Source organism: Campylobacter sp. US53 (assembly GCF_004378995.1).
In the GTDB taxonomy this organism is placed as follows: domain Bacteria; phylum Campylobacterota; class Campylobacteria; order Campylobacterales; family Campylobacteraceae; genus Campylobacter_D; species Campylobacter_D jejuni.
On record NZ_RYYH01000007.1, the window covers coordinates 25,766 to 41,543 of the forward strand.

General features: G+C 30.7%; 16 protein-coding genes. 4 read left to right on the top strand and 12 right to left on the bottom strand.

The window, feature by feature from the left end:
* Positions 1-115 precede the first annotated feature (115 nt).
* Complete coding sequence (locus ELQ05_RS06230; RefSeq protein ID WP_044305710.1) at positions 116-1,315, top strand: putative transporter; 1,200 nt, start codon at positions 116-118, stop codon at positions 1,313-1,315.
* Positions 1,316-1,413: 98 nt separating this feature from the next.
* Complete coding sequence (locus ELQ05_RS06235; RefSeq protein WP_002860995.1) at positions 1,414-2,772, top strand: hemolysin family protein; 1,359 nt, start codon at positions 1,414-1,416, stop codon at positions 2,770-2,772.
* A 12-nt stretch (positions 2,773-2,784) separates the two neighbouring features.
* Here the strand turns inward: ELQ05_RS06235 and ELQ05_RS06240 are convergent, their stop codons facing one another.
* The 10 genes from ELQ05_RS06240 to tig all read right to left on the bottom strand — a co-directional run bounded on the left by ELQ05_RS06240 (position 2,785) and on the right by tig (position 11,584).
* Complete coding sequence (locus tag ELQ05_RS06240; protein WP_002922713.1) at positions 2,785-3,969, bottom strand: metallophosphoesterase; 1,185 nt, start codon at positions 3,967-3,969, stop codon at positions 2,785-2,787.
* A 9-nt stretch (positions 3,970-3,978) separates the two neighbouring features.
* Positions 3,979-4,188 (bottom strand): alkylphosphonate utilization protein, encoded by a 210-nt coding sequence (locus tag ELQ05_RS06245; RefSeq protein ID WP_070316669.1) that lies wholly within the window; start codon positions 4,186-4,188, stop codon positions 3,979-3,981.
* The gene (locus ELQ05_RS06250) at positions 4,181-4,900 is read right to left on the bottom strand and encodes a TerC family protein (RefSeq protein WP_070316668.1); all 720 of its coding nucleotides are present in this window, start codon (positions 4,898-4,900) and stop codon (positions 4,181-4,183) included. The genes ELQ05_RS06245 and ELQ05_RS06250 overlap by 8 nt, the downstream gene beginning before the upstream one ends.
* A 71-nt stretch (positions 4,901-4,971) precedes the next feature.
* A complete protein-coding gene (gene purN, locus ELQ05_RS06255; protein ID WP_070316667.1) occupies positions 4,972-5,538 on the bottom strand; it encodes a phosphoribosylglycinamide formyltransferase in 567 nt (188 codons plus the stop codon).
* Positions 5,529-6,899 (bottom strand): bifunctional ADP-dependent NAD(P)H-hydrate dehydratase/NAD(P)H-hydrate epimerase, encoded by a 1,371-nt coding sequence (locus tag ELQ05_RS06260; RefSeq protein ID WP_070316666.1) that lies wholly within the window; start codon positions 6,897-6,899, stop codon positions 5,529-5,531. The genes purN and ELQ05_RS06260 overlap by 10 nt, the downstream gene beginning before the upstream one ends.
* Positions 6,883-7,581: an NYN domain-containing protein gene (locus ELQ05_RS06265; protein ID WP_002937165.1), complete on the bottom strand. Its 699-nt coding sequence runs from the start codon at positions 7,579-7,581 to the stop codon at positions 6,883-6,885. Before ELQ05_RS06265 ends, ELQ05_RS06260 begins: the two co-directional genes overlap by 17 nt.
* Position 7,582: 1 nt before the next feature.
* The gene (locus ELQ05_RS06270; RefSeq protein ID WP_134240021.1) at positions 7,583-9,088 is read right to left on the bottom strand and encodes a YifB family Mg chelatase-like AAA ATPase; all 1,506 of its coding nucleotides are present in this window, start codon (positions 9,086-9,088) and stop codon (positions 7,583-7,585) included.
* Entirely contained in the window at positions 9,085-9,612 is a 528-nt protein-coding gene (gene def, locus ELQ05_RS06275; protein WP_002861002.1) for a peptide deformylase, read from the bottom strand. Before def ends, ELQ05_RS06270 begins: the two co-directional genes overlap by 4 nt.
* 35 nt (positions 9,613-9,647) lie before the next feature.
* Positions 9,648-10,232 (bottom strand): ATP-dependent Clp endopeptidase proteolytic subunit ClpP, encoded by a 585-nt coding sequence (gene clpP / locus ELQ05_RS06280; RefSeq protein WP_002861003.1) that lies wholly within the window; start codon positions 10,230-10,232, stop codon positions 9,648-9,650.
* Positions 10,232-11,584, bottom strand: coding sequence for a trigger factor (gene tig / locus ELQ05_RS06285; protein ID WP_134240032.1), 1,353 nt, complete (start codon positions 11,582-11,584; stop codon positions 10,232-10,234). Before tig ends, clpP begins: the two co-directional genes overlap by 1 nt.
* 143 nt (positions 11,585-11,727) lie before the next feature.
* On the opposite strand from tig, the gene folE reads away from it, so the two are divergent.
* Together folE and fliI are read left to right on the top strand one after the other, a co-directional pair.
* Positions 11,728-12,300 (top strand): GTP cyclohydrolase I FolE, encoded by a 573-nt coding sequence (folE, locus tag ELQ05_RS06290; protein WP_002880936.1) that lies wholly within the window; start codon positions 11,728-11,730, stop codon positions 12,298-12,300.
* Positions 12,300-13,685 (top strand): flagellar protein export ATPase FliI, encoded by a 1,386-nt coding sequence (gene fliI / locus ELQ05_RS06295; RefSeq protein ID WP_134240022.1) that lies wholly within the window; start codon positions 12,300-12,302, stop codon positions 13,683-13,685. Before folE ends, fliI begins: the two co-directional genes overlap by 1 nt.
* A 2-nt stretch (positions 13,686-13,687) precedes the next feature.
* Here fliI and purF read toward each other — a convergent pair whose 3' ends face one another.
* Together purF and dapB are read right to left on the bottom strand one after the other, a co-directional pair.
* Positions 13,688-15,025 carry an amidophosphoribosyltransferase gene (gene purF, locus ELQ05_RS06300; protein WP_070316662.1) on the bottom strand — a complete coding sequence of 446 codons (1,338 nt, stop codon included), beginning with the start codon at positions 15,023-15,025 and terminating at the stop codon, positions 13,688-13,690.
* A gap of 1 nt (position 15,026) precedes the next feature.
* On the bottom strand, positions 15,027-15,755 hold the full coding sequence (dapB, locus tag ELQ05_RS06305) for a 4-hydroxy-tetrahydrodipicolinate reductase (protein WP_044260750.1): 729 nt from the start codon (positions 15,753-15,755) through the stop codon (positions 15,027-15,029).
* Between the last annotated feature and the right edge of the window lie 23 nt (positions 15,756-15,778).

A 15,778-nucleotide genomic window follows, 5' to 3' on the forward strand; every position in this document is an offset into this window, starting at 1 on the left:
TTCTTTAAAGAATAAAGAGGTTTATTTTTGACACATGTGTTGATAAATTTATGATTTTTAATAAACTCTTGATTAAATAAAGTTGATTAAAATTTTTCTTTTAAAAGGTGGTAGCATGTTTTCTTCATTTTTTGCAAGTAAAAAATGGGCTTTATGGGCTTATTTGGGACTTTTTTTACTGTTATTTTTCTTATATATACAAACAAGCTTAAACGTTGCAATCAATTCATGGTATAGTGATTTTTACAATGTTTTACAAAAGCCAAAAATAGAACTTTTGGATTCTAATTCTACGCAAAAAATAGAAGAAAATCTTGAAAATAATACCACTTTAATCCAAGAGGCTAATCAAAGAGCTGAGCAAAATTTCCAAAAAGCTAATTTTATCAATAAAGGCGCATTGTATTATTATCAAAATTTATTAGAATATTTTTTCAACTCTAGGGCTATGATTGAAAAGCCAAATTATTCAGCAAATGATTTTTATGCTTTGATTTTAGTTTTTTTGGCTATTGCTATTCCTTATGTTTTAATCGCTACGATTAATATCTATTTTGCTAGCGTCTATGCTTTTAAGTGGCGTGAGGCTATGACTTTTTCTTATTTAAAATTTTGGAAAAATAAAGATGATAATATAGAAGGAAGTTCGCAAAGAATTCAAGAAGATACTTATAATTTTTCTAAAATCGTAGAGAGTTTAGGACTTAGTTTTATAAAAGCTTTGATGACCCTTGTAGCATTTATTCCGATTTTATGGAGTTTAAGTGATGTTGTGAGTAAAGCTTTATTTGCAAATTTAAGCGAAAATTCTTCTTTTTATTTTTTAAAAAACATTGATGGTTTGCTTGTTTATATTGCACTTTTGATTTCTTTAGGAGGCTTGGTTGTGTCATGGTTTGTAGGTATTAAGCTTCCTGGACTTGAATATAACAATCAAAAAGCTGAAGCAGCTTTAAGAAAAGAGCTTGTTTATGCTGAGGATAATCGCAAAGAATACGCTAAAAATGAGACTATGATAGAGCTTTTTACAGGGCTTAAATTTAACTATAAAAGACTTTTTTTACATTATGGATATTTTAATATTTGGCTCATTTTATTTGAGCAAATGATAGTTATAGTGCCATTTTTAATCATGGCACCAGGGCTTTTTGCTGGAGCTATAGGACTTGGTATTGTAATGCAGATTAACAATGCTTTTGATCAAGTACGAAGCTCTTTTAGTGTTTTTATCACAAACTGGACAACTATCACTCAACTTAGAAGTATATATAAGCGTTTAAAAGAATTTGAGAAAAATATTTCTTATAAGTCTTAGTTTTTTCTTATAAAATACAAGAAAAAATTCAAATATTAAATTTACTTTTAATTGTGTATAATAAGGTTTAATAATATTTTATTTCTTAAGGAGCTTCATTGGACCCCAGTCAGGTTTTGGATTTAAACCAAACTTCTACAGCATCTTTTGATGCAGGATATTCTATACTTATGGTTGTTGTTGCACTTGCTCTAGTGTTTTTAAATGGTTTTTTTGTTTTGTCTGAATTTAGTATTGTTAAAGTACGTCGTTCCAAGCTTGAAGAGATGGTAAAAGAAAAAAAAGCTGGTGCCAAGAAAGCTTTGGAGGTTACTTCAAGACTTGATACTTATCTTAGTGCTTGTCAATTAGGAATCACTTTAAGTTCTCTAGCTCTTGGTTGGATAGGTGAGCCTGCTATTGCAAAAATGCTAGAAATTCCGCTTATTAATCTTGGTTTTAGCACTGTTATTATCCATACTATAGCTTTTATTATTGCTTTTAGTATTATTACTCTTTTACATGTGGTTTTAGGAGAACTTGTGCCAAAAAGTATAGCTATTGCAGTTGCAGATAAAGCGGTTTTATTTATAGCTAGACCTCTTCATTGGTTTTGGATACTCTTTTTGCCTTGTATTAAAATTTTCGATTTTTTAGCAGCTATAAGTTTGAAACTTTTTGGAATAAAACCTGCTAAAGAAAGCGAGCTAACTCATAGCGAAGAAGAAATTAAAATCATAGCAAGTGAGAGTCAAAAAGGTGGAGTTTTAGATGAATTTGAAACAGAGATCATACGCAATGCTGTTGATTTTTCAGATACTGTTGCTAAAGAGATTATGACTCCTAGAAAAGATATGATTTGTCTAAATAAACAAAAAAGTTACGAAGAAAATATGCAAATCATTTGTGAACATAAACATACTCGCTTTCCTTATATTGACGGTTCTAAAGATACTATTTTAGGGATGATACACATACGAGATATAATACAAAATGAATTAAGCCATAAAAGTCAAAATTTAGATACTTTTGTTAAACCTTTGATTTTAGTTCCTGAAAATATCAGCATTTCAAAAGTACTTGTAATGATGAATAAAGAACGCTCTCATACTGCATTAGTAGTTGATGAGTATGGTGGAACTGCTGGAATTTTAACCATGGAAGATATCATGGAAGAAATTATTGGCGAAATTAAAAGCGAGCATGAAGAAGACAGCTATAAAAAACTTGCTGAAAATATCTATGAATTTCAAGGACGATGCGATATAGAAACTGTTGAAGAAATGCTTGTAATAAACTATGATGAGGATTTAGAACAAGTTACTATAGGTGGATATGTATTTAATCTTTTAGGACGCTTGCCTATAGTAGGAGATCGCATTGAAGATGAACTTTGTTACTATGAAGTTAAAAAAATGGATGGGAATTCTATAGAGCGTGTTAAGGTGGTTAAAAAAACAAATAAAGATGAAGAATAAGCCTCTTTAGGCTTATTTCTTTTTGTAAATTTGGTTTTTAATTTCTATACACTCAAAACCTTTTTTATCTAGTGTAACTACGCGTAAATATCCACCATCATCTATTTTACCCTCGCATAAAAATACTCTTTTGGCTATTTTCATAGGAAGTTTTTCTTTATTTCTGTGTCCAAAGATTTGATAAAGATTGTCCGAGGTGAAATTACAAAATTGATTTGCTATTTTTTGACTGTCTTCATATCCACCTACACCATAAATAAAATCATGGCTTGGTATAAAACTTATTTTTTCAGGTTTGGAGGGTATAAAATTTACTCCTCCATGTGAACAAAATATGAATTTATTTTGGAATTTGTAGTATAAACATTCTTTTAGATGAGGATAGAGTTTTCTAGCATCTCTTGGAGTAAGTTTTTCTTTTCTAAAATCCTTTAAAGTATTTTCATTAAATTCTTTGGAATTTGACAATTCTCCATTAGCCCATTTTATAAGATGTCTTTCGTGATTTCCTTCTAGTAAGCATACATTTTCTTTTTCACAAATTTTTAAAAGAAATTTTATTACTTTGCCATTTTCTATACCTCTGTTGATATAATCTCCTAAAAATATATAAAATTCATCTTCTTTGATTGTTTTAATGTATTCTTTTAAAACACTATAACAACCTTGTAAATCTCCTATATGATGAATTTTTTTATATTTGCTTAAATTTGGCATTTGGTAAAGACATTTTTTCCAGTCGCTCGAGTCTAAAATTGGGTATTTTTTTGGATTTTTTTTGAGTAAATCTTGAGTTTTTTCCAAAAGAGCATAAGGGATGATATATCCATTTTTTTTAGCTTCTAAAAGATTTTTTTCTTGACATTGTTTTAAAGAGCTATCAAAAACAATAACATACATTTTATAGCGATATTGTTTAGCTAAGTCTTTATAAATTTTTAATGTTTCATTGTAAGCGTTTATGATGCAAAACTCACCTTTTTGCATACGCATTTCTAGAAGTTTGAGTAAAATTTTACTCAAATCTTCATCATTTTTAACATTTAAAATTTTATATTCACTGACTATATTTTTAACGCTTCCTGATAAAAGACGCAAAGCATTTAAATCAAGTGTATAATTTTGAAGTTTATTATTTTTGATAAATTCTTCTTGTCCTGCGTAATAATTCCCTCTTAAAACAAGTAAGATTCTCACATTCTTTGCCTAGATTTTCTTTAAAAATTCAGTTTTTAAAACAATAACGCCAAATTTATCTACTCTAGCCTCAATTTCACCTTCTTTAGAAGTGAGCTTAATATTTTTTATAGTAGTTCCACGTTTTAAAGTTGTACTTGCACCTTTAACCTTAAGATCTTTTATTGCACTCACGCTATCACCTGCGTTAAGTTCTGTTCCATTAGCGTCTTTAGCCATTTTTTTCCTTTCTTTGATCTAAAATATTTAAAATTTGCACCACTAAAGCAAAAACCATAGCAGTATAAATATATGCCTTATCAATATGAATATCAAAACTTTCAGCAACTAAAACTACGCCTATTAACACCAAAAAAGCTAAGGCTAAAATTTTAATGCTTGGATATTTTTCAACGAAATTTGCTATAGGTTTAGAAGCAAAAAGCATCACAGCTACTGCGATAATAACAGCGATAATCATGATGGTTACATCTTGAGCAATTCCTACTGCGGTAATAACACTATCAAGCGAAAACACTATGTCAATCACAGCAATTTCAGCTACAACTATCCAAAGTTTATTGCTTGCTTTAAAATGACTTTGACTTTCTTCTTGATGAGAAATTTGCTCTTTAATTTCTTTAATAGACTTTACAATCAAGAAAAGCCCACCTAGTAAAAGAACCAGATCTCTTCCTGAAATTTCATTGTCCAATACACTAAACAAAGGCGTTACAAGTTTCATCACCCAAAAAAGAGATAAAAGAAGTAAAATTCTTGTAATCATTGCAAAAGCTAAACCTAAAATACGTCCTTTATCACGATGTTTAGGGGGTAGTTTACTTACTAAAATAGCTAAAAAAATGATATTATCTATCCCTAGTACAATTTCAAGAGCACTTAAAGTAGCTAAAGTAATCCAAGCATCAATACTAAATATCCATTCAAACATAAATTTCCTTGAAAATTTTAAAATTTTTTAAAGCGATATTTTATAGTTTTAAAGCAAATACCTTTAATTCTTTAAGAAAAAATTTCAATCACACTTAAGGGTAAAATTTCATGTTCTAGACTATGAATTTTTTCTTCAAATTCTTCAAAACTCAAATTTCTTTTTTCAAAAGCTTTTTGAGCTATAATCATTCCACCATCAAGTTCTTCACTGACCCAATGCACACTCACACCAGCCACTTTCATATCACTTTCATAACTTTCTTTAATCGCATGTGCTCCTTTAAAAAGTGGCAATAAAGAAGGATGAAGGTTAATTGCCTTAATATTTTTTGTAAAAACAGGGCTTAAAATTCTCATAAAACCTGCTAATACAGTAAGATTTGCTCCACTTTCTTTGATTTTTTGTACCAAAATTGCATCAAATTCTTCACGAGTATTATAAGCCTTATGATCAACAATGACAGTATCAAGACCAAATTTTTTTGCTCTTTGTATACCAAAAGCGTCTTTTTTATTGCAAAGGCAAAGTACTACTTCATAGGTATTTTCCCTTATGGTTTTTTTATGAAGTTTTTCTAAAATATTTTCTAAATTACTTCCATTTCCACTAAAAAGTACAGCTAATTTTACAAGCATTTTAATCCTTTGATAAGTTTTAAAGCGTCAAAGCTATTTTTATTAAATTTATATTTTTTTGCAACAAGTCCATGAGCTAAAGTAGCATTTTTTACTGCTTCTAAAGCGCTAAAACCAAAACCTAAATGTGCAGCAATCATTCCACTTAAAACATCTCCGCTCCCACCTTTAGCTAAGGCTTGATTTCCTAAATTTACAACAAATAATTTTTCTTTTTGCACAATAATAGGATTTGCTCCTTTTAAAACAAGAACACAATCATAATTTTGTGAAAATTTTCTAGCATAGAAAAAGCGATTTTTTTGCAATGTTTCTATATCTAAATCCTCATCAAAGCACATTTTATAAAGTTTTATAAATTCTTTTGGATGAGGGGTTATAACGACATCTTTTCTGTTTAAATACCAAAGCAAAGCCTCACTTAAAAAGCAGTTTGCATCCAAGATCAAAGGAGTGTTTTGCAAAATTTCATCTTTTAGAAAATCCAAATTTTCAAGCCCCATACCTAAAGCAATAGCACTTGCATTATTTTCAATTTTTTCTTTTAACATCAAAAGAGGCGAGAAACTTTTTTGTGCTACTAAAGAAACAAGACCTGCTCCAAAATTTAAGGCTCCAAGTCCTGCTAAAGTTCCAGCACTTGCATTGGCAACTATATAAATATGGCCAAAATTTCCTTTATTGGCGTTGATTTTTCTATCTATAGTTTTTAAATCTTTTTTTTCAAGCAAAAAAGCTTGAGAATTAGGGTAAAATTGCTTAGAGTTAATGCCTAAATTGGCTATTTTAATCCTTCCTACAAATTCCTTAGCAAAATCTTCAAGTAAAATTTCCTTTAAAGCTCCCATGCAAAGTGTAATATCAGCTTTAAAACAAGGATAAAATCCCAAATTTGTAGGTATATCACAAGCTATTTTTAAAGCCTTGCTTTGATTAACTTTTTGAATGATTAAACTTGTTTTTTCATCTAAACAACGATTTGAACCTGTGCCTAAAATACAATCAACAATAATATGAAATTTCTTAAAATCGGGTTCTTTTTTACAAAATTTAAAAGCATAATTTTGTAAAATTTGCTCTTGTTTTTTAAAAAGCGTATTTTCTTTAAAGCCTATTTTATAAGCTTTAGCGTGTTTTAAATTTCTTAAAGCCACCAAGCCATCTGAAGCGTTGTTACCCCCACCTAATAAAAAAAGTATTTTTACTTTTTTAATCTTGCGTTGAATGCGAATTTTTTTAGCTTCTTTTTTAATTAGCTTAGCTAAATTTAATCCCGCATTTTCCATTAAAATAAGCTCATCTAAGCCTTTATTTATAGCATTTTGTTCTAAAATTTTTATATTATCAATAATAGCTTTCATAATCTTTTTTCACCAAAAAATATATATTTTTTTCTCTTTCTTCTTCAAATTTTTTCATTTTGGGTAAAAATTTCTGGATCAAAGCACGAAAATTCTTAAAACCATAATTTTGTGGATGAAAATCCGAGTATTTGCGGTTCATATTAGTGCGGATTTGTGCGTATTCGGCACGCCCTTTTTCATCGATAAGCTGTTCGGTGATATTGATTAAAGCTCTTAAATAATCCTTACTTAAAATATCTTCTTTTTTACTCTCATCTTTATCTAAATAAAAAAATTCACTAAAAGCATTTATATAAGATTTTATAGACTTTTCAAGCCCCATTCCTATAACTTGTTTTTTATTTTCTCTTAATTTTTGAATGAGTGAAGTATAATCACTATCGCTTGAAACAATAACAAAAATATCTATATTTTTTTCATAAAATATGGACATGATTTCAGTGATTAAATACATATCGCTTGAGTTTTTGTTGGCTGCAAAATTAAATTGTTGCATAGCGATTAAAGAATATTCAGCAATTTGCTCTCTCCAACCTTGTATATTTTTTTGAGTCCAATCCCCATAAATGCGTTTAATGATAACCTCTCCATAATCTGAAGCGATATCAAAAATACTTTTAGCGTATTTTGCAGGGATATTTTCTGCATCTATAAAGATAGCTATACTTTTATTTTCCATTTTAATTCCTTGCTCTAAAGCTTAAAGCTTCTAAAATATGGGTTTTGTTAATATTAAGACTTTGTTCTAAATCTGCTATACTTCTTGAAACTTTTAAAATTTTATTAAGCGATCGCAAAGAAAGATTATAACGTGAAATTGCTAAATCTAGCGTATCTTTAGCATCTTTTTCCAATACACAAAAACGACTTAAATCTTCATCTTTTAATTTCCCATTAAATTCTTTTTGCCTTCGTTTTTTACCAAAAATAAAAGCTTGTAAAATTTTTTCACTCATTTCTTTAGAACTTATACTTGTTTTATCATCCTTGCTGATCTCATCCATAGCTACATAAAGATCAATCCTATCCATAATAGGAGCTGAAATGTGATTTTTGTATTTTTTAATCTCATTTTCACTACAAACACAAGAAAGATTTTTAGAAAATAAATTTCCGCAAGGACAAGGATTTTGGGCAGCTATAAAGCTAAATTTTGTTTCATAAGTGATTTTAGAATTTACTCTTGAAATATGAATTTTATGATCCTCCAAAGGTTCTCTTAAACTCTCTATGATTTGCTTGTTAAAATGTGGAAATTCATCAAAAAACAATACTCCACCATTTGCAAGTGCGACTTCTCCAATTCTAGCATTTTTTGTTCCTCCGCCAAAAATACTTGCTCTTGTAGAAGTATGATGAGGATGACGAAAAGCACGAATTTTAGTAAATTCACAATCTTTTGAATCTAAAGACATATAAGCATTTTGCATTAAAATTTCACTTAAACTTTGAGGAGGCATGATATAAACAAGACGTTTAGCACACATACTTTTACCACTTCCTGGACTTCCTTCAAATAAGATATTATGCATACCTAAAGCAGCTATCATACAAGCTCTTTTAGCTTTTTCTTGCCCTTTGATGTCTTTAAAATCAAGTTTAAAATCCATATTTTGTAAAAAAATTTCATTTTCTATTTGCAAAGGGTTTGTAAATAAAGGATGATTGTGCGAGAAGTGAAAATTTTCATAATTTTTTTCTTTAAAAAACTCTATTGCTTCATTTAAATTTTCAAGTCCATAAACCTCTAAATTCGGTATCATGGAAGCTTTTTGTGCTATACTTTTTGGAACAACGATTTTAGCTTTTTTAATTTTAGCAGAAAGAAACAAAAGCAAAGAAAAAAGCTCATTTGTGCTTTTAATACTTCCATCAAGTCCTAATTCTCCTACTACAAAAAAGTCATCTAATTCTTCATTTTGTAAAAGGATTAATAAAGCAATGGCCAAATCAAAATGAGACCCCTTTTTTGGGATGCCTGAAGGACTAAGATTGATAGTAATTTTTTTAGCAGGAAAAGCAAAATCACAACTTAAAAGCATGGCTTTGATGCGTTCGACACTTTCCTTAATCGCTACACTTGCAAGTCCTACTATGCTTAAATTTGGCAAACCTCTTGTAAAAGTGGATTCTACCTCTATAATGTCTAAGCCTTCATGAAAGCTTATGCACTTTAGTTTTTTCATTTCTCTTTTTTATGATTTTTCTTCTTTTTCTTAAATTCTTTATCGAATTTTTGACGCTTAGCAAAAGAAATTTTTTCTATAAATAAATGTCCATTCAAATGATCATTTTCGTGTTGAATAGCCACAGCTAAAAAACCTTTTGCTTCAAGTTCTTTAAATTCTCCAAAGCGATCTTGATATTTAAGTAAGATATGATTATAGCGTTTTACTTCTTCGAAAAAATCTGGCACACTCAAACACCCTTCGGTACAAGTGATCATTTCTTCATCTAAAGGAATAATTTCAGGATTAATAATCTCTAGCAAATCTTCTTTTTTTTGTTCATCATTTTCATCAAAAATATTCACAAGTAAAGCACGCAAAGGAATATCCACTTGAATAGCTGCTAAACCTACTCCATTACTTGCTATCATAGTTTCATACATATCATCAAGCAAGGTGTGAAGTTCTGTATCAAATTTATTTACAATTTCAGAGTTTAAAAAAAGTCTAGGATTAGGATAAGTGATAATTTTTCTAACCATTAAAAAACCTTTGTTTTAAATGATCTCCAAAGAAATCATTTAAAACTTTTTTCCAAAACCTTATCAATCAGTCCATATTCTTTAGCTTCTTGTGCTGACATGAAAAAATCTCTTTCTGTATCTTTTGCTATTTTTGTAACTTTTTGCTTAGTATTTTTTGCCAAAATATCATTAAGTATAGTTTTAAGTCTTAAAATTTCTTTAGCTTGAATTTCAATATCTGTGGCTTGACCTCTAGCTCCACCTAAAGGTTGATGAATCATAATGCGTGAATTAGGCAAAGCAAAACGTTTTCCTTCTGCGCCACAACTAAGCAAAAATGCTCCCATAGAAGCAGCTTGTCCTATGCAAATCGTACAAACATCAGGTTTGATATAGTTCATAGTATCATAAATACTAAAACCACTTGTAATGACACCGCCTGGAGAATTGATATAAAGATAAATATCTTTTGTAGGATCTTCAGCTTCTAAAAAAAGAAGTTGTGCTACGATAGAAGCAGCAAGTTCATCATGAATTTCGCCACTTAGCATAATAATTCTATCTTTTAAAAGGCGTGAATAAATGTCATAACTTCTTTCACCACGACTGGATTTTTCAATAACATAAGGAATAAACATTATTTATCTTCTTTCTCTTTTTTGCTCGCTTTTTCCGATTTTTCCGATTTTTCCGATTTTTCTGTTTTTGGCATAAAAATATCATTAAAAAGTTTTTCTTCAATTAAAGCCATTTTCACAGCAGGTAAAGCTCCTTGTTTTTTATAGTTTTCTAAATGCTCTTTTGGATTCATACCATAGCGATATGCTTCAAAATAAATCGCTTGAATCAATTCTTGATCATTTACTTCAATCTTACGCAATTTTGCAAGCTCATCAATAATAAAAGTAAGTTTTACACTTTTTTGCGCTTCTTCTTTAAAAGAATCACGTTTTTCTTGATATTTTTCTTTACTTGCTTTAAGCTCTTCAATTTCTTTTTCGCTAAAAGTATTAAAAGCTGCACGCATTTGCATATCAGTTTCTTGTTCTACTATGCCTTTAGGTAAATCAAAATTATATTTTTCAATCAAAGCATCTGCAAATTTACCTTTTAATTCGTCATTTACAAGTTTAAAAAGCTTTTCGTTTTTGATTTGCTCTTTTAATTTTTCATCTAAAACTTCAACACTAGTTTTTTCTTCTCCTGGTAAAAGTTTTTTAAGCATTTCTTCATCAAGTTCTGGAATTTTAAGCTCTTGAATTTCATGTAGTTTTACTTTAAATACGGCATCTTTACCCGCTAAATGCGCTGCACCGTATTCTTTAGGGAAAGTTACTTTGATATCTTTTTCTTCACCTATTTTCATTCCTACCATACCATCTTCAAAACCTGGAATAAATTGCTTAGAACCAATTTCTAAAACATAATTTTCAGCTTTACCACCTTCAAAAGCTTTATCATCTACAAAACCTTCAAAATCAAATTTTGCAAAATCACCTTCTTTTAAAGCTCTTTTTGTTTTTATAGCTTCAGGAGTAGCAAAACGCTTTAAAAGTTCATCTTTTTTCTCATCAATTTCTTTTTTACCTACTTTTGGAGTTTGGTATTCAGGGATAAGTTTTTCATAACCCTCAAGTTTGATTTCAGGTTTAAAAGAAAGTATTAACTCAGCAATAATTTCTCCATCTTTACGATCAAATTTTTCAAAATATGGCTCACCTACAAGCTCTTTACTTTCTTTTTTAAGTTCTTGTAAAGCACTATTTACAGCAGATTTAAAAAGATTTTGTTCCGCGTCTTGAGTGAGTTCTCTTTCATATCTTTTAAGTACAGCACTTACAGGAACTTTTCCTGGTCTAAACCCATCCATTTTTACACTTTTAGAAGCTTTTTTTGCTAAATTTTCTACTTCACTTTTGATCATTCCTGAAGGAATTTTTACACTAGCAGTCGCATTAACAGAATCTAGTTGCTTTGCCTTTACTTCCATAGTTTTTTTCCTTATAAAATAAAATTTGCTTTCAATCATAGCAAATTTTTCCTTATTACTTGCATAAAATTTTAAAGTAATTTATGATAAAATTGCAATATTACATTATTATTAAAATAATAAAAATATTTTTGGAGAAAAATTTGCAAAAAAAATTTGAAGATTGTGTTAAAACTATGCTTGAAATTATAGGAGAAAATCCAAATCGTGAAGGACTGATTAAAACACCAAATCGTGTTTTTAAAGCTTATGAATTTCTTACTAGTGGTTATACGCAAAATGTCAAAGATATTTTAAATAATGCTTTATTTGAAAGCTCTAATAATGAAATGGTTTTGGTGCGTGATATAGAATTTTACAGTCTTTGCGAACATCATCTTTTACCTTTTTTTGGGCGTGCTCATGTAGCCTATATCCCTAATAAAAAAGTAGTAGGTTTAAGCAAAATTCCACGCCTTGTAGAAGTGTTTGCAAGAAGACTTCAAATTCAAGAACAACTTACCGAACAAATCGCACAAGCTTTAATGGAAAATGTCGATGCAAAAGGTGTGGGTGTAGTCATAGAAGCAAGACATATGTGTGTTGAAATGCGTGGAGTACAAAAAGCTAATTCCACCACTACAACTTCAGCTTTGCGTGGAATTTTCTTGAAAAATGAAAAAACTAGAGAGGAATTTTTTTCTCTCATAAACTCTGCTAAACAGGTAAGATTTTAATGAATCTTGAAAAACTACGTTCCAAACTTGGTAAAGAAAATTTAAGTGCTATTTTTGGAGAGATTACAAAAATTTCTGCTACAAGTATAGAAATTCGTGGGCTTAAAACAGGGGTTGGAGATATAGTGAAGTTAGTTTCCAATGAAGATGAAAATTTAAACACTCTAGCTATGGTCGTAGAAATCAAAGAACAATTTAGCTATTTAAGCCCATTTTCTTTTATAGAAGGTTTTAAGATAGGCGATCGTGCTTTCATAAGTGATGCAGGTATGCAAATAGGCGTTAGCGATGAACTTTTAGGCAGAGTAGTAGATCCTTTTATGCGTCCAAAAGATGGTAAAGGAGCTATAGAAGTAAGTAAATATATGCCTATAATGCGTGCACCTATTGATGCGATGAAAAGAGGGCTTATAGAAGAAGTTTTTCCCGTGGGTGTTAAAACCATAGACGCACTTTTAACTTGTGGTGTAGGGCAAAAACTTGGTATTTTTGCAGGAAGCGGGGTAGGAAAATCCACTCTTATGGGAATGATAGTTAAAAATTCCAAAGCTCCTATAAAGGTAGTGGCACTCATAGGAGAAAGGGGGCGTGAAATTCCTGAATTTATACAAAAAAATTTAGGCGGAAAGCTCGATGATACAGTGATTATTGTTGCTACAAGTGATGATAGTGCTTTGATGCGTAAATACGGTGCTTTTTGTGCAATGAGTGTGGCAGAATATTTTAAAGAACAAGGTAAAGATGTACTTTTTATCATGGATAGTGTAACGCGTTTTGCTATGGCGCAAAGAGAAATTGGACTAGCTCTTGGGGAGCCTCCTACAACCAAAGGTTATCCGCCAAGCGTTTTAAGTCTTTTGCCTCAACTCATGGAAAGAACGGGTAAAGAAGAAGGTAAAGGCACTATAACAGCCTTTTTTACCGTTTTAGTAGATGGAGATGATATGAGCGATCCAATCGCCGATCAAAGTCGTTCTATCTTAGATGGACACATTGTTTTAAGTCGTGAATTAACAGACTTTGGAATTTATCCTCCTATTAATATACAAAACTCTGCTTCAAGGGTAATGAGTGATATTATAAGTCCTGAACACAAACTTTGGGCAAGAAAATTTAAGCGTTTAAACTCGCTTTTAAAAGAAAATGAAGTACTGCTTCGCATTGGTGCTTATCAAAAAGGAAGTGATAAAGAACTTGATGAAGCTATTTCTAAAAAAGAATTTATGCAAAAATTCTTAGGACAAAACCCTGAGGAAAGCTTTGAATTTAACCAAACTTTAGAGCTCTTGAGTCAAATTGATACGCCAAATACTCCTTTGCCACCAACTCAAAATATAAATGTAGGAAGTGCAAGTGCAACCTTGCCTAATCCTAATTTAAAATAAAATTATTTGATAAAATAATCTCCATCAAAACTGATTAAAGAATATTTTCTTTCATTGCCTATGCTTTGAGTTAGCTCTTCTATGCTTAAAAAACTTAGCGTATCAGCTTCTACATATTCACGCACTTCTTCAGCATTTTTATTTGCGCTGATAAGTTCTTCAAAAGTTGGAGTATCTATACCGTAAGTATCAGGAAATTTGATCTCAGGACAAGCTATGGCAAGATGGATTTTGCTCGCTCCTGCAGCACGAAGTAAGGAAATTATTTTTTTAGAAGTAGTACCACGCACCAAGCTATCATCAATGACTACGATTTCTTTGCCTTCTAAAACTTTACGCATGGGATTAAGCTTTAATTTTACTTTTAAATTTCTAAGCTCTTGAGTTGGCTCTATAAAAGTTCTTCCTACATAATGATTTCTTACTATTGCCATTTCAAGAGGGATTTGTAAATATTGAGCAAAACCTATAGCTGCACTTACTCCACTATCTGGCACAGGCACGACAAAGTCTGCTTTATAAGCAAATTTTTTAGCTAAAGCTTCGCCCATTTTTTTACGCACTTCATACACGCTTTTACCTTCTACTATGCTATCAGGTCTAGCAAAATAAATGTATTCAAAAGCGCAAATTCTAGGAGTTTGAAAAAAAAGTTCTATGCTTTCAAATTTATCATTTCCCTGAGTAAAAATAAGCATTTCCCCTGGTTTAACATCGCGAATAAATTCAGCCTCTATAAGATCAAAAGCACAAGTTTCACTAGCAACTATATAGCCTCCATCTTTTAAACGTCCTAAAGACAAAGGACGTACCCCATGAGGATCTCTTACAATATAAAGTTTATCTTTGCTTGCTAAAACAAAACAATAAGCTCCTATACATTCTTTTAAACTCTCAATAAATCTATCTTTTAGACTTTCTTGCTTACTTCTTGCGATAAGATGAACAACATTTTCTGTGTCCATATTGGTTTGAAAAATAGCCCCATCTTGAATAAGTCTTGATCTTACTTCTTCTTTATTGACCAAATTTCCATTATGCGCTAAAGCAATATCACCTAAAACCGAAGTGGCTGCTATGGGCTGAGCGTCATTTAAACTTGAATTTCCTGCTGTAGAATAGCGATTATGCCCTATAGCGATTTCACCTTCTAAAGTTTTTAAATTATCGGGATTAAAAATTTGACTCACTTCACCTTTAGCTTTAATAGTCTTAATATTTTTACCATTACTCACACTAATACCACTTGCCTCTTGTCCACGGTGTTGCATAGCAAAAAGCGCATAATACGCATAAGTGCTAGCATTTTTTGAATTGATAACTCCTACAACTGCACACATTTTAAATTCCTAAAAAATCATTGATTGAATACATTTTTGCTTCTTGCTTACTAAGCCAAATAGCGATTTTAATCGCACCTTTAGCAAAAGTTGCCCTTGAAGTAGCGGTATGATTAAGTTCTAAAAACTCACCATCTTCATAAAAACCTACTGTATGGCGTCCTACTATATCGCCACCTCTTAAACTCATCACGGCAATCTCATCTTTACTTCTTTCACCTATGATGCCATCTCTTCCACTTACTCTTACTTTTTCAAGTTCTAAATTTCTAGCTTTTGCTACACTTTGAGCTAAAGTCATAGCTGTACCACTTGGTGCATCTTTTTTATGGCGATGATGCATTTCTAAAATTTCTATATCAAAATTTCTTAGCATTTGACTGGCTTTACTAGCAAGATAGTTTAAAACCGCAACACCTAAAGACATATTGGTCGCGTAAAAAATCGGCATTACTTCACTAGCACTTTGCATTAAATGTAAAATTTTCTCATCAAGGCCTGTTGTACCTATTACCAAAGGTTTAGGCATAGTTCTTGCATAATTTAAAAGCTCATGAGTTCCACTTGGGGAAGAAAAATCAATAATCACATCGCTTTTTTCAAAAAGCTCTTCTAAATTTCCACCCTTATCATAAAGTATCGAAATTTGTACTTGTGTTTCGCTTTTTAAACATTCTTCAATCTGTTTTCCCATTCGTCCTTTAGCGCCATAAATTCCTATTTTAATCATCTTTTTCCTTGAAAATAAAATAT

Bases quoted from the DNA above. Each gene is read 5' to 3' on its own strand.
- ELQ05_RS06230 (WP_044305710.1), top strand. From the start codon at position 116: ATGTTTTCTTCATTTTTTGCAAGTAAAAAATGGGCTTTATGGGCTTAT.
- ELQ05_RS06245 (WP_070316669.1), bottom strand. From the start codon at position 4,188: ATGGCTAAAGACGCTAATGGAACAGAACTTAACGCAGGTGATAGCGTG.
- ELQ05_RS06250 (WP_070316668.1), bottom strand. From the start codon at position 4,900: ATGTTTGAATGGATATTTAGTATTGATGCTTGGATTACTTTAGCTACT.
- purN (WP_070316667.1), bottom strand. From the start codon at position 5,538: ATGCTTGTAAAATTAGCTGTACTTTTTAGTGGAAATGGAAGTAATTTA.
- ELQ05_RS06260 (WP_070316666.1), bottom strand. From the start codon at position 6,899: ATGAAAGCTATTATTGATAATATAAAAATTTTAGAACAAAATGCTATA.
- ELQ05_RS06265 (WP_002937165.1), bottom strand. From the start codon at position 7,581: ATGGAAAATAAAAGTATAGCTATCTTTATAGATGCAGAAAATATCCCT.
- ELQ05_RS06270 (WP_134240021.1), bottom strand. From the start codon at position 9,088: ATGAAAAAACTAAAGTGCATAAGCTTTCATGAAGGCTTAGACATTATA.
- def (WP_002861002.1), bottom strand. From the start codon at position 9,612: ATGGTTAGAAAAATTATCACTTATCCTAATCCTAGACTTTTTTTAAAC.
- clpP (WP_002861003.1), bottom strand. From the start codon at position 10,232: ATGTTTATTCCTTATGTTATTGAAAAATCCAGTCGTGGTGAAAGAAGT.
- tig (WP_134240032.1), bottom strand. From the start codon at position 11,584: ATGGAAGTAAAGGCAAAGCAACTAGATTCTGTTAATGCGACTGCTAGT.
- fliI (WP_134240022.1), top strand. From the start codon at position 12,300: ATGAATCTTGAAAAACTACGTTCCAAACTTGGTAAAGAAAATTTAAGT.
- purF (WP_070316662.1), bottom strand. From the start codon at position 15,025: ATGTGTGCAGTTGTAGGAGTTATCAATTCAAAAAATGCTAGCACTTAT.
- dapB (WP_044260750.1), bottom strand. From the start codon at position 15,755: ATGATTAAAATAGGAATTTATGGCGCTAAAGGACGAATGGGAAAACAG.